23 protein-coding genes are annotated in these 22,009 nt (G+C 67.1%); 20 read left to right on the top strand and 3 right to left on the bottom strand.

Annotated features, from left to right (window positions below; genetic code table 11):
* Positions 1–120 precede the first annotated feature (120 nt).
* Positions 121–444 carry a hypothetical protein gene (locus tag HWX76_RS10995; RefSeq protein WP_124654400.1) on the bottom strand — a complete coding sequence of 108 codons (324 nt, stop codon included), beginning with the start codon at positions 442–444 and terminating at the stop codon, positions 121–123.
* A gap of 186 nt (positions 445–630) precedes the next feature.
* On the opposite strand from HWX76_RS10995, the gene HWX76_RS10990 reads away from it, so the two are divergent.
* The 5 genes from HWX76_RS10990 to HWX76_RS10970 all read left to right on the top strand — a co-directional run bounded on the left by HWX76_RS10990 (position 631) and on the right by HWX76_RS10970 (position 5,029).
* The gene (locus tag HWX76_RS10990) at positions 631–1,776 is read left to right on the top strand and encodes a metallophosphoesterase (protein ID WP_124630738.1); all 1,146 of its coding nucleotides are present in this window, start codon (positions 631–633) and stop codon (positions 1,774–1,776) included.
* A 166-nt stretch (positions 1,777–1,942) separates the two neighbouring features.
* The gene (locus HWX76_RS10985; RefSeq protein ID WP_176015796.1) at positions 1,943–2,542 is read left to right on the top strand and encodes an alpha-ketoglutarate-dependent dioxygenase AlkB; all 600 of its coding nucleotides are present in this window, start codon (positions 1,943–1,945) and stop codon (positions 2,540–2,542) included.
* A 305-nt stretch (positions 2,543–2,847) separates the two neighbouring features.
* The gene (locus HWX76_RS10980) at positions 2,848–3,054 is read left to right on the top strand and encodes a hypothetical protein (protein ID WP_034204546.1); all 207 of its coding nucleotides are present in this window, start codon (positions 2,848–2,850) and stop codon (positions 3,052–3,054) included.
* Positions 3,055–3,377: 323 nt separating this feature from the next.
* Positions 3,378–3,857, top strand: coding sequence for a type 6 secretion system effector deamidase TecA (gene tecA / locus HWX76_RS10975; protein WP_027810144.1), 480 nt, complete (start codon positions 3,378–3,380; stop codon positions 3,855–3,857).
* Between the two features lie 275 nt (positions 3,858–4,132).
* Entirely contained in the window at positions 4,133–5,029 is an 897-nt protein-coding gene (locus tag HWX76_RS10970; RefSeq protein WP_124555036.1) for an IclR family transcriptional regulator, read from the top strand.
* A 107-nt stretch (positions 5,030–5,136) separates the two neighbouring features.
* Here the strand turns inward: HWX76_RS10970 and HWX76_RS10965 are convergent, their stop codons facing one another.
* Positions 5,137–6,216, bottom strand: coding sequence for a porin (locus HWX76_RS10965; protein WP_089489496.1), 1,080 nt, complete (start codon positions 6,214–6,216; stop codon positions 5,137–5,139).
* A 445-nt stretch (positions 6,217–6,661) separates the two neighbouring features.
* Between HWX76_RS10965 and HWX76_RS10960 the strand changes: the two genes are divergently transcribed.
* The 15 genes from HWX76_RS10960 to HWX76_RS10890 all read left to right on the top strand — a co-directional run bounded on the left by HWX76_RS10960 (position 6,662) and on the right by HWX76_RS10890 (position 20,746).
* Positions 6,662–6,979 carry a non-heme iron oxygenase ferredoxin subunit gene (locus HWX76_RS10960; protein ID WP_050011927.1) on the top strand — a complete coding sequence of 106 codons (318 nt, stop codon included), beginning with the start codon at positions 6,662–6,664 and terminating at the stop codon, positions 6,977–6,979.
* Position 6,980: 1 nt separating this feature from the next.
* Positions 6,981–7,292, top strand: a complete 312-nt coding sequence (locus HWX76_RS10955; protein WP_050011926.1) for a recombinase-like helix-turn-helix domain-containing protein — start codon at positions 6,981–6,983, stop codon at positions 7,290–7,292.
* Positions 7,293–7,355: 63 nt separating this feature from the next.
* Positions 7,356–8,426, top strand: a complete 1,071-nt coding sequence (locus HWX76_RS10950) for an aromatic ring-hydroxylating dioxygenase subunit alpha (protein WP_089489495.1) — start codon at positions 7,356–7,358, stop codon at positions 8,424–8,426.
* On the top strand, positions 8,419–9,189 hold the full coding sequence (locus HWX76_RS10945) for an SDR family oxidoreductase (RefSeq protein ID WP_089489494.1): 771 nt from the start codon (positions 8,419–8,421) through the stop codon (positions 9,187–9,189). Before HWX76_RS10950 ends, HWX76_RS10945 begins: the two co-directional genes overlap by 8 nt.
* Positions 9,190–9,223: 34 nt before the next feature.
* Positions 9,224–9,751, top strand: a complete 528-nt coding sequence (locus tag HWX76_RS10940) for a cupin domain-containing protein (RefSeq protein WP_006489904.1) — start codon at positions 9,224–9,226, stop codon at positions 9,749–9,751.
* Positions 9,752–9,769: 18 nt separating this feature from the next.
* Positions 9,770–10,678 (top strand): alpha/beta hydrolase, encoded by a 909-nt coding sequence (locus HWX76_RS10935; RefSeq protein WP_176015795.1) that lies wholly within the window; start codon positions 9,770–9,772, stop codon positions 10,676–10,678.
* On the top strand, positions 10,675–11,535 hold the full coding sequence (locus tag HWX76_RS10930; RefSeq protein WP_050011922.1) for an IclR family transcriptional regulator: 861 nt from the start codon (positions 10,675–10,677) through the stop codon (positions 11,533–11,535). The genes HWX76_RS10935 and HWX76_RS10930 overlap by 4 nt, the downstream gene beginning before the upstream one ends.
* The gene (locus tag HWX76_RS10925) at positions 11,532–12,329 is read left to right on the top strand and encodes an SDR family oxidoreductase (RefSeq protein ID WP_050011921.1); all 798 of its coding nucleotides are present in this window, start codon (positions 11,532–11,534) and stop codon (positions 12,327–12,329) included. The genes HWX76_RS10930 and HWX76_RS10925 overlap by 4 nt, the downstream gene beginning before the upstream one ends.
* Positions 12,322–13,989: a thiamine pyrophosphate-binding protein gene (locus HWX76_RS10920; RefSeq protein WP_124592919.1), complete on the top strand. Its 1,668-nt coding sequence runs from the start codon at positions 12,322–12,324 to the stop codon at positions 13,987–13,989. Before HWX76_RS10925 ends, HWX76_RS10920 begins: the two co-directional genes overlap by 8 nt.
* Positions 13,982–14,803, top strand: a complete 822-nt coding sequence (locus HWX76_RS10915; protein ID WP_050011919.1) for an aspartate dehydrogenase — start codon at positions 13,982–13,984, stop codon at positions 14,801–14,803. Before HWX76_RS10920 ends, HWX76_RS10915 begins: the two co-directional genes overlap by 8 nt.
* Positions 14,804–14,875: 72 nt before the next feature.
* Complete coding sequence (locus HWX76_RS10910) at positions 14,876–16,366, top strand: aldehyde dehydrogenase (RefSeq protein WP_176015794.1); 1,491 nt, start codon at positions 14,876–14,878, stop codon at positions 16,364–16,366.
* 18 nt (positions 16,367–16,384) lie between these two features.
* Positions 16,385–17,347, top strand: a complete 963-nt coding sequence (locus HWX76_RS10905; RefSeq protein ID WP_089489492.1) for a VOC family protein — start codon at positions 16,385–16,387, stop codon at positions 17,345–17,347.
* Positions 17,344–18,588: an FAD-dependent oxidoreductase gene (locus tag HWX76_RS10900; RefSeq protein ID WP_176015793.1), complete on the top strand. Its 1,245-nt coding sequence runs from the start codon at positions 17,344–17,346 to the stop codon at positions 18,586–18,588. Before HWX76_RS10905 ends, HWX76_RS10900 begins: the two co-directional genes overlap by 4 nt.
* A 38-nt stretch (positions 18,589–18,626) precedes the next feature.
* The gene (locus tag HWX76_RS10895) at positions 18,627–20,027 is read left to right on the top strand and encodes an MFS transporter (protein ID WP_176015792.1); all 1,401 of its coding nucleotides are present in this window, start codon (positions 18,627–18,629) and stop codon (positions 20,025–20,027) included.
* A gap of 170 nt (positions 20,028–20,197) precedes the next feature.
* On the top strand, positions 20,198–20,746 hold the full coding sequence (locus HWX76_RS10890; RefSeq protein ID WP_050011914.1) for a GNAT family N-acetyltransferase: 549 nt from the start codon (positions 20,198–20,200) through the stop codon (positions 20,744–20,746).
* A gap of 193 nt (positions 20,747–20,939) precedes the next feature.
* On the opposite strand, the gene HWX76_RS10885 is transcribed toward HWX76_RS10890, so the two are convergent.
* A complete protein-coding gene (locus tag HWX76_RS10885; protein ID WP_050011913.1) occupies positions 20,940–21,842 on the bottom strand; it encodes a hypothetical protein in 903 nt (300 codons plus the stop codon).
* Positions 21,843–22,009: the final 167 nt, after the last annotated feature.

Raw genomic sequence — 22,009 nt, 5'->3', positions numbered from 1 at the left:
GGCCGGGCCGCGACGACGATTCCTGAATACGGAGGCGATCATAAATCAGCGCGATGCGGACCGCCAGCGATCCGGCACGTTTGCCGCATGGGCACAGGCTGGCCGTGGCCGCGTGGTCGGTCATGCCGGACGGTCCGGCAGTGTGTGTCGGCATCGATGATCGGACCGTCGCGATTCTGCCGGCACCCGCTCGCGTAGGGTTGCTAACGGACTGTAAAGGATCGTCAGATGAAATCGCGCAGCGGAATTTGCCATGTCGACGCAGCGGCAATCGGCGCGCAAACCGTCGATTGCCGCCTGGACCCATGCAAATCCGGTCGGTCCGGCTGACCCGCGCGCAGCCTCGACGAGCAGGTCGACGAGAGCGTGGTGCAGCACGCCCGGCAGGCTGTTCGCTTTCGCGATCTGCGTGAAAAGTTTGACGTCGACGAGAACGAAGCGCATGGCGTTGCGGCGGGAAGGTGGCCGAGTGGCGTGCGCAGCCGCACGGCGCTGCGCCGCCGGCCGCGACCCGTCGTCGCGGCCGGGATCTGTGTACCATCGTGCGTAGGGCGCGACGCGCCGCACCGGGCATCACGGCCCGCGCGACGCGCGTCGGGGAAGCGGTACTGCAACGAAGGTGAACGTTCCATGCGAAGTTTCTTTGTCCGGTTCATTGCAATCGGCGTGCTGTTCCATCTGTACGTCGGGATGCGGATCATTCCCGATGCGTTCGCGTCGCCGCTCGCACGCACGGTCGCGGCGCTCGTGCTGGCGAGTTTCGTCGTGTTGATTCCGGTCGGCATGTTCTCGCGCCGCTTCGACGAAGGGTGGGCCGCGACGCTGGTCGGATGGGCCGGCGCGCTCGCGATGGGCTTCTTCTCGTCGTTGCTGGTGCTGACGTTCCTGCGCGAAATCGTGCTGCTCGGCGTGTTCGCGTGGCGGCATCTCGGGCATGACGGTGCATGGAGCCGCGCGGCGCCCGACACGGCGCTCGGCGTGCTGGTGGCCGCGGTGTTCGCGACCGCGATCGGATTCGTCGGCGCGCGTCGCACGGCGGCGGTCAAGCGCGTGTCGATTCCGGTCGCCGGGCTGCCGGCCGCGCTCGACGGGCTGACGATCGTGCAACTGTCCGACATCCACGTCGGGCCGACGATCAAGCGGCCGTACATCGAACGGATCGTGCGCGCGGTCAATGCGCTCGACGCCGACCTGGTGGTCGTGACGGGCGACGTGGTGGACGGTTCGGTCAAGCGCCTGCGCGAACACACGGCGCCGCTCGGCCAGATGCGCTCGCGGCACGGCACCTTCCTCGTGACGGGCAACCACGAGTACTACGCGGGTGCGCATGCCTGGATCGACGAGTTTCGTCGTATCGGGCTGACGGTGCTGCTCAACGAGCACGTGCTGATCGAGCACGGCGGCGCGCGGGCGGTGCTCGCGGGCGTGACCGATTTCACCGCGGGCGGCTTCGATCCCGCGCATCGCAGCGATCCTGAGCAGGCGCTGGCCGGTGCGCCGCGCGACGTCGGCACGAAGATCCTGCTCGCACACCAGCCGCGCAGCGCGGAAGCGGCGAATCGCGCGGGCTTTACCGTACAGTTGTCGGGGCACACGCATGGCGGCCAGTTCCTGCCGTGGCCGCCGTTCGTGCGGTTGCAGCAGCCGGTGATCGGCGGGCTGAACCGCTTCGGCGACATGTGGCTGTATACGAGCCGCGGCACCGGCTACTGGGGGCCGCCGAACCGTTTCGGCGTGCCATCCGAGATCACGCTGATTCGGCTGACGCGCGGCTAGCCGATAGCCGGGAGGCGGCCGTCGCGCGATACGAATGCGCCTCGCGGCGCACGGCGGCTTCCTGTCGGCCTTTCGGCGCGAATGACAGCGCATGGCGGCGCGCGGCGCCGTTGGCTAGTATGCAGACATGCATCTTTCGCTCCGTTCCTTGCCCGTTCCTGCCGACATGTCGACCCCCGATCTCTTCGCCGATACGCCCGTGCCCGACGTGGACTGGCACCCGGACTGGCTTGCGCCGCCCGACGCCGATCGCGCGCTGGCCGCGCTGATCGACGAGGTCGCGTGGCGGCAGGACACGATCCGCACGCCGCGCGGACGCATTCCGTTGCCGCGGCTCACCGCGTGGCAGGGCGAACCGGATGCCGTCTACGTGTACTCGGGGATCCGCAACGTCCCGGAGCCGTGGACGCCGGCCGTGCTCGGGCTGAAGCAGGCGGTCGAGGCGACCTGCGGCGTGCGTTTCAACAGCGTGCTGCTCAATCGCTATCGCAACGGGCTGGACAGCCTCGGCTGGCACGCGGACAACGAACCCGAACTCGGCGACGCGCCGGTGATCGCGTCGGTGAGTCTCGGTGCGATGCGCGTGTTCGATCTTCGTCATCGCGCGACGGGCGTCACGCATGCATACCGTCTCGTGCATGGCAGCCTGCTCGTGATGCGCGGACGCACGCAGGCCGAATGGCAGCACCGCGTGCCGAAGGCGCCGGGCGTGCAGGGCGAACGCGTGAACCTGACCTTCCGGCGCGTGTCGATAGCGGGCGGATAGATCGCGCCCCGTTTTCTTGATCCACGAAAGCTGGATGCAAGCAATCGGCCGCGCGTGCGGCACGTTGCCGCACGAACGCGATGCCGGCCGGCGTGACCGGGCGCAGAGGCCCGTCCCGTATGGGTTTCAGATAGATTTGATCGACCGCCCGGTTCCGATAGGTGAGTGAAACCTCTGATGGTGCGTCGCAACAATCCTTGAATAAACTGTCGAATGACAGAAATGCGCCGGCCTATCGGCGCGACCCTTTCGACATGTCTCCGTGCGTGGCCGACGCAGCGCGCAACGGGGCAGGAGCAAAACGCGTGACCGTACTCGACCCTTCCTTCGCACCCTCGCTGCACGTCTTCGAGCAAGACGGCGGATGGCAATGGGCGCTGACGGTGAAGCGGGCGACCGGCGTCGGCGTGAAAGTCGTGGCGTTCAGCCGCGAAGGCTTTCGCGGCGAAGCCGAGGCATACGCCGCCGGCCAGCTTGCCCGCGCCGAATATGACGCCGCCGTGACGGCCTGACGCCGTCGCGGCGATCCCGCCCGAGGATCGTCTTCCTCTGCGCCGTCCGTTACCGGGCGGTGCTTTCCTGACTGCTTTCCATTTTTCTCTTTTCGCTGGTGGCGACAGGCGCCTGCCCGCTGGCGTTCGCCGCGCCACCTGTCCTTGCGCCGACGATGCGACGCGCGTGGCGAAAGCCTGTACGCGGGCTCGCGACCCGCCGGCAAGCACGCACCGCGTTTGGCGCGAACAAGCCTGGAAAACGCCGAGCCATATCGTAATAAGATATGACGTTATTGCATCCGCGGGACGATGACGTCCCGCCTTCCTGAAAGGAGCTATCCGTGCAACTGACCCAGTTAGGCGGGCATGTCGCCCAATCCGGCATCGCCGAACGGCAAAAACACGCGCAGGCGCTGATGTTCGGGATGGCGAACATCGACGAGTACGTGTCCGGCGGCGTCTGCTACGACGCCGCTGCTTATGTCCGCTATCTGCTGCGCGCCGACGCGATGATCGCGCCCGGCACGCTGCTCGACACGATCGGCCAGCTGTGGAAGACGCGCTTCAACTTCGAGACCGGCAATCAGTGGGACGGGCGCGCGAGCATTCCGGCGGGCACCGCGGTCGGCTTCGCGCGCGGCACCAATGTCTTTCACGCCGCGATCGCCGTCGGCGGCACCCGGATTCGCGGGATCAACGGCGGCCTGCTGGGCGCCGGATGGCTGCATCCGGTCGATCTGGCACGCGTGCTGCAGCCGGATCCGGCCGGCGGCTTTACATACGACCGCACGACCATTCGCGTTTATCTGTCGCGCCTGTAGGCTGTCCGGCGTCGAAGCTCACGCTTCGGCCATCGTTGCCCGACCGCGTGCCGCGTGCCGCCTTTCCATCGTCCGGCGATTTCCGCATGGCGCCGCGCCGTCCAACGCTGCTATCCTCTCGACCTTGAATGACGCGTCATGGTGCGTGGATGCGCGTGCTGCATCGCGGCGCCGCGCAGCGGTGCGAGCCCACGCGCGCACTGAGGTAGCATGACTGAATCTCCACGGCGATCCATGACCTGTTTCGTGACTGATTTCCTTCCGTCCATGTCCACATGGTCAAGACAACGATGAGCGATGCCCCTGAGCCGTCGGTGCCTGGCGACGACGAGTCGTCGGGCGGCGGCGCTTCGTCCTATCTGGTGCCGGGGCTCGAACGCGGGCTGCGGATCCTCGCTGAATTCTCCGCGCGCGAGCCCGTGCTCGGCGCCCCCGAGCTGTCGAAGCGCATCGGCATTCCGCGCACGACCACGTTCCGCCTGCTGCAGACGCTCGAGGCGCTCGGCTTTCTCGAACGCGTGAACGGCGACCGCTATTTCCGGCTCGGCGTCGGCGTGCTGCGACTCGGCTTCGAATACCTGAATTCGCTCGAACTGACCGATCTCGGCACGCCCGTGCTCGAACGGCTGCGCGATTCGACCGGCCTGTCGACGCACCTGCTGATCCGCGACCAGCGCGACGTGGTGTTCGTCGCGAAGGCGCAAAGCAATGCGTCGATGTTCGGCTCGGTGAAGGTGCACGTCGGCACGCGCCTGCCCGCGCATGCGACCGTGCACGGCCACGTGCTGATGGGCGACCTGACGCGCGATGCGCTGCGACAGCTCTATCCGGAGAAGAAACTCGAACAGTTCACCGAGCGCACGCCCGGCACCGTCGACGAGCTGTACGAGCGCGTGCGTCATTACGCGCGGCTCGGCTATGCGGTCAGCGAGGCGGCGTTCGAGAGCGGTATTTCCGCGGTGACGGCGCCCGTGCGCGATCATTCGGGCTCGATCGTCGCGGCGATCACCGCGACGGTGCCGCGCTCGGAGATCGGCGAGGCCGGCGAGAAGGAACGGCTCGTCGAAGCGGTGTGCGGCGCGGCGGTCGACCTGTCGCAACGGCTGAACTATCGTCCGCTCGAAAGCGACCCGACGTTCGCGCATGCGCGCCACAAGGTCGCGATGTTCTGACGTTCGCGCATCGATCCGGCCGCGGCGCGCGGCATCGCAACGAAGAGAGCGGCCCGCGGGCTGCTCTTGTCGTTTTCGGGCACCGCAGGCGCGGTGCCCGAGTTCACTCAGAACGAGTGATGAATGCCGGTCAGCACGATCACCTGGTTCGCGGTGCTCGACACGCCGGCCGTGAAGAACGCAGCCTTTGCGCCGCCCGAACCGTGTTCGTAAAGCACGTTCGCATACAACTGCGTACGCTTCGACAACGCGTAGATGTCGCCGAGTTCGACCTGCGTCCAGCGGCGGCCGGCCAGCGTCGTGGTCGCCGCGCCGCCCGCGATCGTGTTGAACGCGCTGCTGCGGTAGTTCACGCCCGCGTCGTAGCTTTGGAACGTGTCGGAAAACCCGTTCGACTGCATCTTCACGCGCGTGTAGAGGCCATGCACGAGGAAGTCGCCGATCTGGTACGACGCGCCCGCGCCGATGTTCTCGACCTTGTTCGCGAGGTAGCCGTTCGCGGTGTTCTGCCCCTGGAACGACGTGATGCCCGTCTGGCTGATCAGGATCGAGCGGTCGTGCTCGTTCGAGTAGACGGCCGACGCCTTGAACGGCCCGTTCGCATAGTTCAGCGCGACGCCGACCGATTTGCCGGTCGAGAAGTTCGTCGTGTTGCCGAGCGCGAGCGTCGCCGCGGCCGAGAAACCCGCGAAGGTCGGCGAACGGTACTTGACCGAATTGTTGTACGGCACGTTACCGGTTGCGGCGAGCGCGTCGATGTTGCCCGGATGGAACGCAAACCAGCTCAGCGCGAGGTACGCGGTGCTGAGCGGATCGAGATAGTCGAACGTCAGCGGCGTCTGGCGGCCGAGCGTCAGCGTGCCGTAGCGCTCGGCACTGAGGCCGACGAACGCCGCGCGATTCCAGATCGTGTTCGCCGTCGCGAACTGGCCGTTGTTCGTATAGAAGCCGTTTTCCAGCTGGAAGATCGCCGACAGCCCGTCGCCGAGATCTTCCTTGCCCTTCAGGCCCCACCGGTCGGGCTGCGTATTGCCCTGGATCATCGCCCACTTCGCGTGGCCGCCGACGTTGTTCACGTAGGCGACGCCCGCATCCATGCTGCCGTACAGCACCACGCTGCTCTGCGCCCACGCGCCCGACGCGGCGCCCATCCCGATGACTGCTGCTGCTACCGCATGCTTGACCATTTGATCTCCTGACTCTCCAACCTGATGAATACGTGTTGTGACGGCCTGCGCGGGGACGGCCGGCCGTCGCGCATGTTCATCGCCGAAAGGACATTCTTATGTTCCATATAAGGAACAACGTGCCTTTAATGGAATGGAGTATAGAGGGGGTGTGCGCCCGATCAAAAATAAATTTTTCGGGACGGATGCGCGCCGGGCCGACGCCCGGCAATCCTGCGTGACGTCTCGAAAAAAGCCGATAAATCCCCGTCACATAACAAAAAATTACATTCGACAGAGTAGACGAAGGGAGCGGTCGAGCGAGGTGTCGGTGTTTTCCCTAGGACATGCAGCTTTTTATTTTACTCGCGGAAAGTCGCTCCTATAATCACCATCCATAAACTGACGTTCCTAATATGGAACAAATGGGAACAAACCGAGAGTCGATCAGAAGGAAGGGTGCGAGATGTCGGAACAATGGGTTTGCGCCGGCCACGCCGGCGCGCTGTCGGAAGACACGCCGATCGAGTTCAAGCGGACCGACGGCGTGGAAATCGGGATCTACCGCGTCGGCGACGACGTGTATGCGCTCGAGAACGTGTGCCCGCATGCGTACGCGCTGCTGACGCAGGGGTTCGTCGACGAAGGCACGGTGGAATGCCCGTTGCACGAAGCCGTGTTCGACATCAAGACGGGCGCATGCCTGAAGGGCCCGGGCGGGCGTGCGCTGAAGCAGTACGCGGTGCGTCTGGCCGGTGAAGAAATCCAGATCAAGGTGGAATGACATGAAAGAAGCGACCGTCAATTTCAATCCCTTCCTGAAGCCGTGGGTGGCGCCGCAGCCGAACAACGTCGCGGGCAAGGGGCAGATCGAGATTCCGGGGCAGGTCGAGAACCAGGTCTGGCAGAACCGCAAGGCCGAACCGACGCAGTACGAGAACGATCTCGGCGATGCGCTCGAACGCGTGTTCGAGAGCGGCGCGACCGAGCTGGACGACGTCGTCGCGGGCCTGAACCGCATCGGTTTTCGCGCGCCGGACGGCACGATTTGGACACCTGAGCGTTTCCGCGCCGAAATGGCCTCGCTGGCGGAATGAACGCACCGACCGCGCCGCGCGCCTGAGCGGCGGCCCGACGACAACCGCATCCGGAGCACACTGATGACGTCCCCCGACCAACACGAAACCCAACACGACGCGGTCCGCGACTATCTCGACCGCGGCATCAAGAACTACTGGTATCCCGTCGCGCCGAGCTGGCAGGTGTCGAACGCGCCCGTCGGCCTCACGCGCCTGTCCGAGCAGATCGTGCTGTGGCGCGATCACGAAGGCAAGGTCCACGCGCTGGAAGATCGCTGCCCGCACCGCGGCGCGCGCCTGTCGCTCGGCTGGAACCTCGGCGGCAACATCGCGTGCTGGTATCACGGCATCGAAGTAGACGGCGGCGGCACGGTCAATCGCGTGCCGGCCGTGTCGAACTGTCCGCTCGAAGGCACGAAGTGCGTGAAGTCGTATCCGGTCGAAGAGAAGGCCGGCGCGATCTTCCTGTGGTTCGGCGACGAAGCGCACGGCGAGCCGGCCGCGCTGAACCTGCCGGAAGAGCTGGTCGCCGACGAGTACGCGCACTTCCTGTGCGTGTCGAACTGGAAGTGCAATTACCAGTATGCGATCGACAACGTGATGGACCCGATGCACGGCGCGTATCTGCATGCGACGTCGCACTCGATGGCCGAAGGCGACAAGCAGGCCGACATGCGCGTGCGCAAGACGGACACGGGCCTGATGTTCGAGAAGATCGGCCAGCGCGACGTGAACTTCGACTGGGTCGAGCTCGGCGAAACCGGCTGCCTGTGGATGCGCCTCGCGATTCCGTACAAGCAGAAGTTCGGCCCCGGCGGCAACTTCGGGATCATCGGTTTCGCGACGCCGGTCGACGGCGACCACTGTCAGGTCTACTTCTGGCGTACCCGCAAGGTCGGCGGCTGGCAGCGCGACGTGTGGCGCTTCATGTACCGCAACCGCCTCGAGGGCCTGCACTGGGACGTGCTCGAGCAGGATCGCTACGTCCTCGAAAGCCTCGCGCCGCATGCGCGCGATCACGAATACCTGTACCAGCACGACGTCGGCATCACGCGCGTGCGCCGGATGCTGCGCCAGCGTGCGCAGGAGCATCTGTCCGCGCTCGACGCGCATCGCGCGGCCCACGCCGCTTCGGAGCCCGCGAATGGCTGAGCTCGCTCCCGTCGTGGCGCTGCCCGGTCGCCGCGTGCTCGTCACGGGCGGCGCGCGCGGTCTCGGCGCCGCCTTCGTGAAGGCGCTGGTCGAGGCGGGCGCGCAGGTCGCGTTCGGCGACGTGCTGATCGAAGAGGGCCGCGCGCTGGCCGCGCAGCTCGCGCAAGCCGGCCACACCGCGCATTTCTTCGCGCTCGACCTGGCTGACCCGGCCAGTATCGACGCGTTCGTCGCGCAGGGCGCGGCGGCGCTCGGCGGCATCGACGCGCTGATCAACAACGCGGCGATCACGAACTCGGGCGGCAAGCTCTCGACGGAGCTCGACGTGTCGACGTGGGATGCCGTGATGAACGTGAACGTGCGCGGCGTGTGGCTCGTCAGCAATGCGGCGCTGCCGCATCTCGCGCAATCGGGCCGCGGCGCGATCGTGAACCTCGCATCGGACACCGCGCTGTGGGGCGCGCCGAAGCTGCTCGCCTACGTCGCGAGCAAGGGCGCGGTGATCGCGATGACGCATGCGCAGGCACGCGAATTCGGCGCGCACGGCGTGACGGTCAACGCGATCGCGCCGGGGCTGACCGAAGTCGAGGCGACCGCCTGCGTGCCGGCCGAACGGCATGCGTTCTACCTGCAGGGCCGTGCGCTGGCACGCACGCAGGTGCCCGACGACGTGACGGGCCCCGTGCTGTTCCTGCTGTCGGACGGCGCGCGTTTCGTGACGGGTCAACTGCTGCCGGTGAACGGCGGCTTCGTAATGAACTGATTTGAAGTTTTCACTCGAAATGAAGGAGAGGACGATGGCGGACGCCGATCTCGAACGCAAGTCGTGGGACCAGCCGGAAGGCGCAAGCTTCAACGACTGGATGGAAGGGCGCGTCGCGCGCTACGCGACGCGGCGCTACGACTGGGACGCACTGAAGTTCCAGGCCGACTACGACCCGAAGTACCGCCGTGCGCAGATGCGCTATGTCGGCACGGGCGGCACGGGCGTCGCGAAGGACGTCAACACGGTGCCGGCCGGCAACTTCACGTTCTCGACGATGGTGATCCCGGCCGGCAACATCGGCCCGAGCCACATCCATATCGACGTCGAGGAAATCTTCTTCGTGCTGCGCGGCAAGATGAAGGTGATCTGCGAGCGCGACGGCGAGACCTGGGAAGCGATCCTCGGCGAGCGCGACCTGATCTCGGTGCCGCCGGGCGTGTATCGGACGGAAATCAACATCGGCGAGGAAGATGCGCTGATGTGCGTGATGCTCGGTTCGTCGAAGCCGATCACGCCGACGTATCCGCCCGATTCGCCGCTCGCGAAGATCAAGCGTTGAGACGGAGCCGGTGAAGCAATGAGTGTCATCGACAAACGCGAACGCGAACGTGAACGCGACCGCACCGCGGCGTTCGCCGCGCTGCTCGGGCAGTTTCCCGAGCAGCGTTGCGAAGCCGGCGCGGCGGGCACGATCGGCTACCGGGAGGCCGGCGCGCGGCATGCGGGCCGCACGCTGCCCGCCGTGCTGCTGCACGGGATCGGCTCGGGCGCCGCATCGTGGGTCCGCCAGCTCGACACGCTCGGCGCGTCGCGCCGCGTGCTCGCGTGGGATGCGCCCGGTTACGGCGTGTCGACGCCGGTGCGCAGCGCGTCGCCGGCCGCCGCCGATTACGCGGCGTCGCTGAACGCGTGGCTCGACGCACTCGGCATCGAACGCTGCGTGCTGGTCGGGCATTCGCTCGGCGCGATCATCGCGGGCGGGTTGGCGCGCGTGATGCCCGCGCGGATCGCCGGCCTGCTGCTGATTTCGCCCGCGGGCGGCTACGGCGGCGCACCGGCCGACACCCGCGAATCGCGCCGCGACGCGCGGCTCGCGATGCTCGCGGAACTCGGCCCGGCCGGGCTCGCCGAGCAGCGCAGCGGCAACATGCTGTCCGGTTTCGCGAACGAGGAGGCGCGGGCGTGGGTGCGCTGGAACATGGCGCGCATCGTGCCGGCCGGCTATGCGCAGGCCACGCATCTGCTCGCGAACGCCGATCTCGCGGCCGATCTCGCCGGCTTTCGCGGCCGCATCGCCGTGGCCGTCGGCGCGAACGATGCGATCACGCCGCCCGCTGCATGCGAGCGGATCGCCGCGGCCGCGCACGTCGGGCTGCAGGTGATTCCGCAGGCAGGGCACGCCGGTTATGTGGAAGCGCCGGCAGTCTATTCCGCGCTGATCGACGGCTTCTGCCGCCAGTGCGATGGTCAACGGGGGCGGGAATGAGCGAACCGTTGCAACACCAGCAGGACGCGGACAATGCGAAGACCGAAGCCGGCTACGTGGTGCCGGGCCTCGAACGCGGGCTGCGCATCCTCGCCGAATTCTCGCCGCGCGAGCCCGTGCTCGGCGCGCCCGAACTGTCGAAACGGCTCGGCATTCCGCGCACGACGGTGTTCCGTCTGTTGCAGACGCTCGAATCGCTCGGCTTTCTCGAACGTGCGGACAAGGATCGCAACTACAAGCTCGGCATCGCCGTGCTGCGGCTCGGCTTCGAATACCTGAGCTCGCTGGAATTGACCGATCTCGGCCTGCCGGTGATCGAGAGCCTGCGCGATGCGACCGGCTTCACGACGCATATCGTGATTCGCGACGGCCGCGACGTGGTGTTCGTCGCGAAGGCGCAGAGCCAGTCGCCGGTGTTCAGCTCGATTCGCGTGAACGTCGGTACGCGGCTGCCCGCGCATGCAACGACGCACGGCCACGTGCTGATGGGCGACCTGTCGCTGAACGAACTGCACGCGCTGTATCCGGAAGGCGCGCTGAACCGGATGACGAGCGCGACGCCGGAGACGGTCGACGCGCTGTACGAAGTGATTCGCGAGGATGCGCTGCGCGGCTACGGCGTCAGCAATTCGTCGTTCGAGCGCGGGATCTCGGTCGTCACGGCGCCGGTGCGCAACGAGACGCAGAAGATCGTCGCGTGCATCACGGTGACGGTGCCGAGGCCGGAGATCGACGCGGCGCTGATCGCGGACGGGCTGATCGACAAGGTGCAGCGCGCGGCGGCGGAATTGTCGCGGCGGCTCAATTACCGCTCGGATGACGAGCACACGTTCATGAAGGCTTTAGGACTCCGATGATTGAGATCGATCTGACCGGGCAAGTAGCGGTGGTGACGGGCGGTTCGTCGGGCATCGGCCTCGCGACGGCCGAACGGTTCCTGCAGGCCGGTGCGTCGGTCGCGATTTGCGGCCGCGATGGCGAACGCCTCGCACGCGCCGAAGCGGTGCTGCGCGACAAGTACGCGGATGCCCAACTGCTGACCGCACGCTGCGACGTGCTCGACGAAGCCGACGTGACTGCATTCGCGCAAGCGGTGTCCGCCCGTTTCGACCGCGCCGACATGCTGGTCAACAACGCCGGCCAGGGCCGCGTGTCGACCTTCGCCGACACGACCGACGACGCGTGGCGCGAAGAACTCGAGCTGAAGTACTTCAGCATCATTCGCCCGACGCGCGCGTTCCTGCCGCTGCTGCGCGAGGCGGCCGCGCCGTCGATCACCTGCGTGAACTCGCTGCTCGCGCTGCAGCCGGAGCCGCACATGGTCGCGACGTCGTCGGCGCGCGCCGGCGTGCTGAGCCTCGTGAAATCGCTCGCGACCGAACTCGCGCCGCAGCGCATCCGCGTGAACTCGATCCTGATCGGCATCGTCGAGTCGGGGCAGTGGCGCCGCCGCCATGAAGCGCAGGCGCAGCCCGGCGAAAGCTGGGAGGACTGGACGAGCGCGCTCGCCCGCAAGAAGAACATTCCGCTGAATCGCTTCGGCAAGCCCGACGAGGCGGCCTGGGCCCTTTTTTATCTCGCAACGCATCTGTCGTCCTACACGACGGGCAGCCATATCGACGTTTCTGGAGGCTTTGCACGCCATGTCTAAAAAAACCACGGTTGGCGAGCTGATTGCCGCCTTTCTCGAGCAGTGCGGCGTGAAAACCGCGTTCGGCGTCATCTCGATCCACAACATGCCGATCCTCGACGCAATCAACTCGCGCGGCAACATCCGGTATGTCGGTGCACGCGGCGAAGCCGGCGCCTTGAACATGGCCGACGGGCTGGCCCGCGTGTCGGGCGGCCTCGGCGTCGCGTTCACGAGCACCGGCACGGCGGCCGGCAACGCGGCCGGCGCGATGGTCGAGGCACTGACGGCCGGCACCGCGCTGCTGCACATCACCGGGCAGATCGAGACGCCGTACCTCGACCAGGATCTCGCGTACATCCACGAAGCGCCCGACCAGTTGTCGATGCTCGACTCGATCTCGAAGGCCGCGTTCCGCGTGCGCACCGTCGAAACCGTGCTGCCGACGATCCGCGAAGCCGTGCGCGTCGCGCAGACCGCGCCGACGGGCCCCGTGTCGGTCGAGATTCCGATCGACATCCAGGCAGCCGAAATCGAATGGCCGGAAGACCTCGCACCGGCGCACGTTGCGGTGCGCGAGCACGACGAAGCACGCGTCGCGAAGCTCGCCGACGCGCTCGCGGCCAAGCGCCGCCCGCTGCTGTGGCTCGGCGGCGGCGCGCGCCATGCACGCGACGAGGTCGAACGCCTCGTGAAGCTCGGCTTCGGCGTCGTGACGAGCGTGCAGGGCCGCGGCGTGCTGCCGGAAGATCACCCGGCGACGCTCGGCGCGTTCAACGTGCATGCGTCGGTCGAGGCGTTCTACAAGACCTGCGACGCGCTCGTCGTGGTCGGCTCGCGCTTGCGCGGCAACGAAACGCTGAAGTACAAGCTTGCGCTGCCGCAACCGTTGTTCCGCGTCGATGCCGATGCGCTCGCCGACAACCGTGGCTATCGCAACGCGCTGTTCGTGCACGGCGATTCGAAGCGCGTGCTGGCGGAGCTGGCCGACCGCCTCGAAGGCCGTCTGTCGGTCGATCCGCAATTCGCGGCCGATCTCGCGGCGGCCCGCGAGGACGCGGTGGCCGATGTGGCGAAAGGCCTCGGGCCGTACAAGAAGCTCGTCGACACGCTGCAAGGCGCCGTTGGTCGCGACTACAACTGGGTGCGCGACGTGACGATCTCGAACAGCACGTGGGGCAACCGCCTGCTGAAGATCTTCGAGCCGCGCGCGGGCGTGCATGCGCTCGGCGGCGGCATCGGCCAGGGCATCCAGATGGGCATCGGCGCGGCGCTGGCCGGTTCGGCGGCGAAGACGGTCTGCCTCGTCGGCGACGGCGGCCTGATGGTCAACGTCGGCGAACTGGTGACGGCCGTGCAGGAAAACGCGAACGTGATGATCGTGCTGATGAACGACCAGTGCTACGGCGTGATCCGCAACATCCAGGACGCGCACTACGGCGGTCGCCGCTGCTTCGTGCAGCTGCACCAGCCCGATTTCGCGCAGTTCTGCGCGAGCTTCGGCCTCACGCACTACCGGATCACGTCGCTCGACCAGGCCGAAGCGATCGTCCGCGAAGGGATCGCGAAGGAAGGGCCGGTGATGGTCGAGGTCGACATGCTGTCGGTCGGCTCGTTCGCGTCTGCGTTCGCGGGCCCGCCGGTCAAGAAGGAAGCGCCGACGGAGCGCCAGTATGCGTAACGGGCACAAGCGGGCACCCGTCGACGTCGCGATGATCGGCTTCGGCGCGATCGGCGCAGCCGTGTACCGCGCGGTCGAGCACGATGCGTCGCTGCACGTCGCGCACGTGATCGTGCCGGAGCATCAGCGCGACGCAGTGCAGCGCGAGCTTGGCAGTGCGGTGGAGGTCGTGTCGTCGGTCGACGCGCTGGCCCGCCGCCCCGGGTTCGCGCTCGAATGCGCGGGCCACAGCGCGCTCGTCGATCACGTCGTGCCGTTGCTGAAGGCCGGCACCGACTGCGCGGTCGCGTCGATCGGCGCGCTGTCCGACCTCGCGCTGCTCGACGTGCTGTCGCAGGCCGCCGACGAAGGTGGCGCTACCGTGACGCTGCTGTCCGGCGCAATTGGCGGTATCGACGCGCTGGCGTCGGCGAAGCAGGGGGGCCTCGACGAAGTGCTGTACGTCGGCCGCAAGCCGCCGCTCGGCTGGCTCGACACGCCGGCCGAGGCGCTGTGCGACCTGCACGCAATGAGCGAGGAAAAGGTGATCTTCGAAGGCACCGCGCGCGACGCCGCGCGGCTGTATCCGAAGAACGCGAACGTCGCGGCGACGGTGGCGCTCGCGGGCCTCGGCCTCGACGCGACGCACGTGCGCCTGATCGCCGATCCGGCCGTCGAGCGCAACGTGCACCGCATCACCGCGCGCGGCGCATTCGGCGAGATGTCGCTGGAAATGAGCGGCAAGCCGCTGCCCGACAACCCGAAGACGTCCGCGCTGACCGCGTACAGCGCGATTCGCGCGCTGCGCAACCGCGCGGCCTGCTGCGTGATCTGAGCGGACCATCGAGCGTCCGCCCGCGCCACGGTGAGGGCGGATGTGCAGAGACAGATTTGTGGGACTTGTGACATGACTCCTTTCGATACGAGCCTCGTGCCCGACGGCAACATCCTGATCGGCGGCGAGTGGCGGCGCGGCCGTGGTGCGCCGTACGCGAGCATCTATCCGGCCGACCAGTCGCTGAACATGGAAGTGTCGACGGCGAACGCGGAAGACGCGGCCGACGCCGTCGCGGCCGCCGACGCCGCATGGCGCCGCGCCGACTGGGCCGGGCTGAAGCCGCACCAGCGCGCGCAGGTGCTGTACCGGATCGCCGACCTGATCATGCAGCGTCACGAGGCGCTCGCGAACCTGCAGCGCCGCGACAACGGCAAGCCGATCGCCGAGACGCGCGTGCTGGTGGCCAGCGCGGCGAACACGTTCCGCTATTTCGCGGCGTGCCTCGAAACGCTCGACGAAGAGCTGACGCCGTCGCGCGGCGACTACCTGACGATGAGCGTGTACGAGCCGATCGGCGTGATCGCGGCGATCACGCCGTGGAACTCGCCGATCGCATCCGATGCGCAGAAACTCGCGCCGGCGCTGGCCGGCGGCAACGCGGTGGTGCTCAAGCCGGCCGAGGTCACGCCGCTCGTGTCGCTCGCGTTGGCGCGCATTTGCGAGGAAGCCGGCGTGCCGAAGGGCGTGCTGAGCGTGCTGCCGGGCAAGGGCTCGGTGATCGGCGACGTGCTCGTGCGTCATCCGCTGGTGAAGAAGGTGTCGTTCACCGGCGGCACCGAAGTGGGCCGCGGCATTGCCCGCATCGCCGCCGAGAAACTGATGCCCGTATCGCTCGAACTCGGCGGCAAGTCGCCGACGATCGTGTTCGACGACACCGATCTCGATCACGCGGTCAACGGCGTGCTGTACGGGATCTTCAGCTCGTCGGGCGAAGCATGCATCGCCGGGTCGCGGCTGTTCGTGCAGCGCGCGGTGTACGACGCATTCATGCAGCGGCTGGTAGCCGGCGCACGCAAGCTGCGCGTGGGCGACCCGACGCGGCCCGACACGCAGATGGGCCCGCTGATCACCGCGAAGCATCGCGAATCGGTCGAACGCTACGTCGCGCTCGGGCTGGAAGAAGGCGGTCGCCTGCTGTGCGGCGGCGAGCGGCCGTCGGGCGACGGGCGCGAGGACGGCTTCTTCTATCAGCCGACGATTCTCGAAGGCTTGTCGAACAGCGCACGCATCTGCCAGGAGGAAATCTTCGGGCCGGTGCTGGTCGCGATGCCGTTCGACGACGAAGCGTCGCTGATCGCGCAGGCGAACGACAGCGTGTTCGGCCTCGCGGCCGGCATCTGGACGCGGGATTACAAGCGCGCGTGGCGCATCGCGAGGGCACTGGAGACGGGCACCGTCTGGATCAATACGTACAAGCTGTTCTCGATCTCCACGCCGTTCTCGGGCTGGAAGGAGAGCGGGATGGGCCGCGAGAAAGGGCGTCTCGGCATCCGCGAGTACATGCAGCAGAAGAGCCTCTACTGGGGCTTGAACGACGCGCCGCTGCCGTGGGCGAACTGAGCGAAGGGGAATGACGCAATGAGCATCTTGGGAATCGAGCAGATCACGTACGGTGTCGACGATCTCGCGACGTGCCGGCGCTTTTTCGCCGACTGGGGCTTGAAGGAAGTCGCGCATGACGACACGCGTGCGCGTTTCGAGACGCTGAACGGTTGCACCGTGCTCGTCGTGAAGGCCGACGATCCGTCGCTTCCGCCTGCGTTCGAAGCGGGGCCGACGTTGCGGGAAGTCACGTGGGGCGTCGCGACGCGGCGCGAATTCGACGCACTGCGCACGAAGCTGGCCGGTCAGCCCGGCTACTACGCACAGGACGATGCGGTCGGCTGCATCGACCCGAACGGGATGGCGATCCGCGTCGAAGTCACGCGCAAGCGCGCACTCGACCTCACGGGCTCGCCGTCGAACGTGTGGGGCCAGACGCTGCGCGTCGACCAGCCGAGCCCGATTTACGCGCGCGCGGAGCCGGTCGAAGTCGGGCACGTCGTGTTCTTCACGAATTGCCTCGACGCACAGGAAACGTTCTATCACGAGCTGCTCGGCTTCGAGACGTCGGATCGCTATCCGGGCCGCGGCGCGTTCATGCGCTGCGCGCCGCACGGCGGCCATCACGACCTGTTCCTGCTCGCGCTGCCGAATGGCAAGCGCGGCCTGAACCACGTCGCGTTCACCGTGCGCGACATCCACGAAGTGTTCGGCGGCGGCATGCACATCGACCGCTGCGGTTGGGAAACGCAACTCGGCCCGGGGCGTCATCCGGTGTCGTCCGCGTACTTCTGGTATTTCCAGAACCCGGCCGGCGCGCTGATCGAGTACTACGCGGACGAAGACGTGCTGACGCCCGAATGGCAGCCGCGCGAATTCGAACCGGGCCCGACCGTGTTCGCCGAGTGGGCCGTCGACGGCGGCCTCGACGGCAACACGCGCCGGCAGAAGAACGCGAAGGCGCCGGAAGGCAAGTTCATGACGGAGCGCAAATCTTGAACGAAGCAAACACACAGGAGCAGGCCGCGCCGGGCACGGTCGTCGTGATCGGCGGCGGCCAGGCGGCCGGCTGGGTACTGAAGACGTTGCGCGCGCAAGGGTACGCGGGCCGCCTCGTGATGATCGCCGACGAGCCGCACCTGCCGTACGAGCGCCCGCCGCTGTCGAAGGCCGTGCTGGCCGGCGACGCCGACATCGAAACCGTGCGCGTCGTGCGCCCCGATGAATTCGACGCGCTGAACGTCGAAGCGTGGCAGCCGGAACGCGCCGCATCGATCGACCGCGCGCGCCGCGTCGTGACAACCGAAAGCGGCCGCGAGATCGAATACGACCGGCTCGTGATCGCGACCGGCGGCACGTCGCGCCGCTTGCCGGACGCACTCGTGAGGACCCCGAACCTGCACTACCTGCGCACGCTCGACGAAGCGGCCGCGCTCGGCGAGAAGCTGCGTGCGAGCCGGCGCGTGCTCGTGATCGGCGGCGGCTGGATCGGCCTCGAAGTCGCGGCGACCGCGCGCAAGCTCGGCGTTGAGGCGGTCGTGGTCGAAGGCGCGCCGCGCCTGTGCGGTCGCTCGGTGCCGCAGGTCGTGTCGGACTTCCTGCTCGACCTGCATTGCTCGAACGGTGTCGACGTGCGGCTCGGCGCGGCACTCGCGTCGCTCGATGTGGAGCCTGGCGACGCATCGAAGGTGCGCGCGACGCTCGCCGACGGCACGACGATCGACGCCGACTTCGCGGTGGCCGGCATCGGCCTCGCGCTGAACGCGTCGCTCGCGAGCGATGCGGGGCTCGCGGTCGACGACGGCATCGTCGTCGACGAATACGGCGCGACCAGCGACCCGGCGATCTTCGCGTGCGGTGACGTCGCGAACCATCACAACGGCTGGCTGAAACGGCGCGTGCGGCTCGAATCGTGGGCGAACGCGCAGAACCAGGCGATCGCGGCGGCGAAGGCCGTGCTCGGCGAGCGTGCACCGTACGCGGAGATTCCGTGGTTCTGGTCCGATCAGTACGACGTGAACCTGCAGATCCTCGGCGATCTGCCGGCCGATGCGCAGCTCGTCGTGCGCGGCGAGCTTGCCGCACGACGCGCGACGCTGTTTTTCGTGGGCGAAGGACACGTGAGAGGTGTCATCGCCGTGAACAACGCACGTGAGCTGAAGCTCGCGCGCAAGTGGATGAACCAGGGCCGGGCAGTGGATACGGAAGCCCTGGCGGACACGACCAAAGCGCTTGTCTGACTGGCCGGAACGGCCAAAAGATCCAGGAGAAACCCCGCATGAGCACTTTCGACAACGTCGTGGCCGGCAGGGCCACGATGGAAGCTGCCGCCTCCACGCCCGGCGCGATCATCGCGCGGCTCGAGCGGCTTCCGGCCAACGCGATGCAGATCCGCGCGCGCGTGCTGATCGGCACCGCGACGTTCTTCGACGGCTTCGACGTGATCACGATCGCGGCGACGCTGCCGCTGCTGATCCACAAATGGGGGCTGTCGCCGACGCAGATCGGCCTGCTGATCGCATCCGGCGCGATCGGCCAGCTGATCGGCGCGTTCCTGTTTCCCGCGCTGGCGGAGAAGCACGGCCGCGTGAAGGCGATCGCGTGGAGCTCGGCCGTGATCGGCATCACGAGCATCGCGTGCGGCTTCGCGCCGACCTTCGAGATCTTCGTGCTGCTGCGGATCCTGCAGGGCCTGGGCCTGGGCGGCGAGCTGCCGGTCGCGGCGACGTACATCAACGAGATCACGCGCGCGCATGGCCGCGGCCGCTTCGTGCTGCTGTACGAGATCGTGTTCCCGATCGGCCTGCTCGTGTCGATGGCGCTCGGCGCGTGGCTCGTGCCGCGCTTCGGCTGGGAGATCATGTACTTCGTCGGCGGGCTGCCGCTGATCCTGTCGCTCGTGCTCACGCGCCTCGTGCCGGAATCGCCGCGCTGGCTCGCCTCGCGCGGGCGGCTCCCGGAAGCCGGGCGGGCGGTCGGCGTGTTCGAGGCGTCGGTGCGCGGCGAGCTGCCGCCGGTTACACAGGCGGCCGCGTTCGACGAGATGGTGCGCCAGCACCCGAAGCGCAGGATGAGCGACCTGTTCAGCGCCGCGTATCGCAAGCGCACGCTCGCGGTGGCGACGTTGTGGGCGACCTGCGGGTTCATCCAGTACGGGCTGTCGACGTGGCTGCCCACGATCTACAAGAACTTCTATCACGCGCCGCTGCAGCTCGCGCTGAACCTCGCGGTGATCGGCTCGGTGATGGGTGTGCTCGGGTCGCTGGCGTCGGCGCTGCTCGTCGACAAGCTCGGCCGCAAGCCGGTGATCGTGTGGTCGTTCGTGTTGTGCGCGCTGTCGCTCGCGCTCGCCGGCATCTATCACGCGTCGTCGGTGTACGTGGTCGCGATCTTCTGCTCGCTGTCGCTCGGGCTGATGGCGTCCGGGTTCATTACCGCGTACGTCTATACGCCCGAGCAGTATCCGACGAGCATCCGCGCGTCGGGCTGCGGGCTCGGCAGCGCGTGGCTGAAGATCGCGTCGTTCGCGGCGCCGATGATCGTGCCGCACGCGATCATCGGCGGAAACCTCGCGCCGGCGTTCTACCTGATCGGCGTGGTGCCGCTGATCGCGGCGCTGACCGTGCACTTCGTCGGAATCGAGACGAAGGGGAAGGTGCTGGAGGCGCTCGAGGCGTAAGCGGGGCCGGCAGTAACGGATGAGGTGCTCAGGCCCGGGGATGTTCGCCCGGGTCTGTCCATTTCGCGGCGATTCGGTCGTTCGATGTCGAGCGTTGCAAACGGGCGCCATGGTTGCCGCGCGGCTCGCGTGGTCTAATGAACGGTCCCGATTTTCATCAGACCGCTGCCATGCCCCTGTTCGAACCCGTCACGCTGAATACCTCCCGCCTCGTGCTGCGGCCGCTTCGCGACGCCGACGCGCCAGCCTTCTTCGAGATCTGGTCCGATGCGGAAGCGATGCGCTATTTCTCGTTCTCGCCGATGACGCAGATCGAGCAGGCCGAGGCGCGCGTCGCGCGCAACGTGCAGACGTCCGTGAGCGGGGAGAGCCTGACCTGCGTGCTCGAACTGCGGGAAACCGGCGAAGCGCTCGGCGAGTGCGTGTTGTTCCACGCTAACGCGCAATGCCGACGCGCCGAGATCGGCTTCAGCCTGCGGCGCGCGTTCTGGCGCGGCGGATACATGCGCGAAGCGGCGTCGGCCATGATCGATCATGCGTTCGACACGCTGCGGCTGAACCGGCTCGAGGCCGATATCGATCCGCGCAACGTCGCGTCGGCGCGGCTGCTCGAACGGCTGGGTTTCGTCCGGGAAGGGCTGCTGCGCGAACGCTGGATCGTCGGCGACGAAGTGTCGGATAGCGCGCTGTACGGGTTGCTGGCGCGCGACCGCGGCTGATGCTGCCGCGGCGGCAGTCCATTTTCCGGCGGAGACGATCGCGCACGCGCTGATGCACTCGCGCGGCGCAATCGGATTCGGCCCGCCAAGTTCGATTCGACGGTCGGCGGATGAGGTTGTATTCACAACTTCGCGAGCCAGCCCTCGGCCTTGTCTTTCCCGCGCAGCGTTGCAATCCTTCGGTCGGCGACGATTACGTCAACGCTCGCCCGGCCGCCACGTCGACAGGCACTTCGCGCTCCAGTGCCTTGGCGGCGAGTTCCCCGACCCAGTCTGCATCGGCGGGATCGACGACGCCATATTGATCCGGCGGAAAAAAAGCATAGTGATGAGCCGCCGCAGCCAGGCGCTCACATTCGGCATGAGACAGCAGGTAGGACGTCACGGTCAATGGCGCCGCTGGTCCACTCCATCTCAATCCGATGCGGATATGGGTGCGTGGCGCAAATGCGATTGCCAATTCTCGCCGCGGGATCAATCGTTTCGTCTCCGAGGGGAACGTTGGCGGCGCGCCCCAACCGTCTGCCGCAATTCGATGATCCAGCACCAGCCAATGACCGGCGGACGTTCGGGCCAGGATCCATTGTCTGACTCCGGTCATGCTGGATTTGAGCTTGCCGTCGATCCATTCCTCGACGTAGAGGGGTTCCGGATCGTAGTCGTCCGACCACACGACGATTGCCGAGCATAGCGTATGGCGCTCCAATTCGACATGCCCGTTCGACGGCATTTCACGCCAGTACCGCTGTCGGGTGCCGTACGTCGCGACGCACCAGTTCAGGCCGATCCACGCTGCGATGAAGAGCGCCGTGACCCATATGACGGTGACGGCTGTTTCGCTAACCGCACGATCCATATCGAAGGCCGGATCGACCGTTCCGCGGTATGCAAGCATACCCAGCAAATACGCGAGCATCGGGATCGCAGGCCCGACTGCGACCGGCATCACCAGAATGGCGAGCCAGCTTCGGACATGCACGCTCCCCACCGACTTGGCGCGCGCACGCTCCTCATCGCTCATTGCCGCGACTTCCCGCGCGGCGATGTCGTCGCTTGGGGTGTGGAACCGCTCATACGTATTCTGGCATTTGGGCATTCGACGGAGCGTTCGGTGAAAGAGGGCGATAAAGCAGGGATTGCCTCGAGGAACTGATTCTTGCATACGTTGGGGTCGGTTTTCATACGGATACGTGTGCGTTCCGTACGTCAACAAACCGATGCGCTGCGGCCGGTGCGAAACCATGCCGCGGATTCCGTATGCGC

It is taken from the genome of Burkholderia sp. BCC0398 (genome assembly GCF_902833245.1).
GTDB lineage: Bacteria > Pseudomonadota > Gammaproteobacteria > Burkholderiales > Burkholderiaceae > Burkholderia > Burkholderia sola.
The sequence above is the reverse complement of the archived record's forward strand: the minus strand, read 5'-3'. Positions and strand labels throughout refer to the sequence as shown.

Excerpts from the sequence above, each read along its gene's own strand:
- HWX76_RS10970 (WP_124555036.1), top strand. The coding sequence starts at position 4,133 with ATGGTCAAGACAACGATGAGCGATGCCCCTGAGCCGTCGGTGCCTGGC.
- HWX76_RS10950 (WP_089489495.1), top strand. The coding sequence starts at position 7,356 with ATGACGTCCCCCGACCAACACGAAACCCAACACGACGCGGTCCGCGAC.
- HWX76_RS10945 (WP_089489494.1), top strand. The coding sequence starts at position 8,419 with ATGGCTGAGCTCGCTCCCGTCGTGGCGCTGCCCGGTCGCCGCGTGCTC.
- HWX76_RS10930 (WP_050011922.1), top strand. The coding sequence starts at position 10,675 with ATGAGCGAACCGTTGCAACACCAGCAGGACGCGGACAATGCGAAGACC.
- HWX76_RS10965 (WP_089489496.1), bottom strand. The coding sequence starts at position 6,216 with ATGGTCAAGCATGCGGTAGCAGCAGCAGTCATCGGGATGGGCGCCGCG.
- HWX76_RS10925 (WP_050011921.1), top strand. The coding sequence starts at position 11,532 with ATGATTGAGATCGATCTGACCGGGCAAGTAGCGGTGGTGACGGGCGGT.
- HWX76_RS10955 (WP_050011926.1), top strand. The coding sequence starts at position 6,981 with ATGAAAGAAGCGACCGTCAATTTCAATCCCTTCCTGAAGCCGTGGGTG.
- HWX76_RS10915 (WP_050011919.1), top strand. The coding sequence starts at position 13,982 with ATGCGTAACGGGCACAAGCGGGCACCCGTCGACGTCGCGATGATCGGC.
- HWX76_RS10905 (WP_089489492.1), top strand. The coding sequence starts at position 16,385 with ATGAGCATCTTGGGAATCGAGCAGATCACGTACGGTGTCGACGATCTC.
- HWX76_RS10995 (WP_124654400.1), bottom strand. The coding sequence starts at position 444 with ATGCGCTTCGTTCTCGTCGACGTCAAACTTTTCACGCAGATCGCGAAA.
- HWX76_RS10985 (WP_176015796.1), top strand. The coding sequence starts at position 1,943 with ATGTCGACCCCCGATCTCTTCGCCGATACGCCCGTGCCCGACGTGGAC.
- HWX76_RS10890 (WP_050011914.1), top strand. The coding sequence starts at position 20,198 with ATGCCCCTGTTCGAACCCGTCACGCTGAATACCTCCCGCCTCGTGCTG.
- HWX76_RS10940 (WP_006489904.1), top strand. The coding sequence starts at position 9,224 with ATGGCGGACGCCGATCTCGAACGCAAGTCGTGGGACCAGCCGGAAGGC.
- HWX76_RS10910 (WP_176015794.1), top strand. The coding sequence starts at position 14,876 with ATGACTCCTTTCGATACGAGCCTCGTGCCCGACGGCAACATCCTGATC.
- HWX76_RS10990 (WP_124630738.1), top strand. The coding sequence starts at position 631 with ATGCGAAGTTTCTTTGTCCGGTTCATTGCAATCGGCGTGCTGTTCCAT.
- HWX76_RS10960 (WP_050011927.1), top strand. The coding sequence starts at position 6,662 with ATGTCGGAACAATGGGTTTGCGCCGGCCACGCCGGCGCGCTGTCGGAA.
- HWX76_RS10895 (WP_176015792.1), top strand. The coding sequence starts at position 18,627 with ATGAGCACTTTCGACAACGTCGTGGCCGGCAGGGCCACGATGGAAGCT.
- HWX76_RS10885 (WP_050011913.1), bottom strand. The coding sequence starts at position 21,842 with ATGCCCAAATGCCAGAATACGTATGAGCGGTTCCACACCCCAAGCGAC.
- HWX76_RS10935 (WP_176015795.1), top strand. The coding sequence starts at position 9,770 with ATGAGTGTCATCGACAAACGCGAACGCGAACGTGAACGCGACCGCACC.
- HWX76_RS10920 (WP_124592919.1), top strand. The coding sequence starts at position 12,322 with ATGTCTAAAAAAACCACGGTTGGCGAGCTGATTGCCGCCTTTCTCGAG.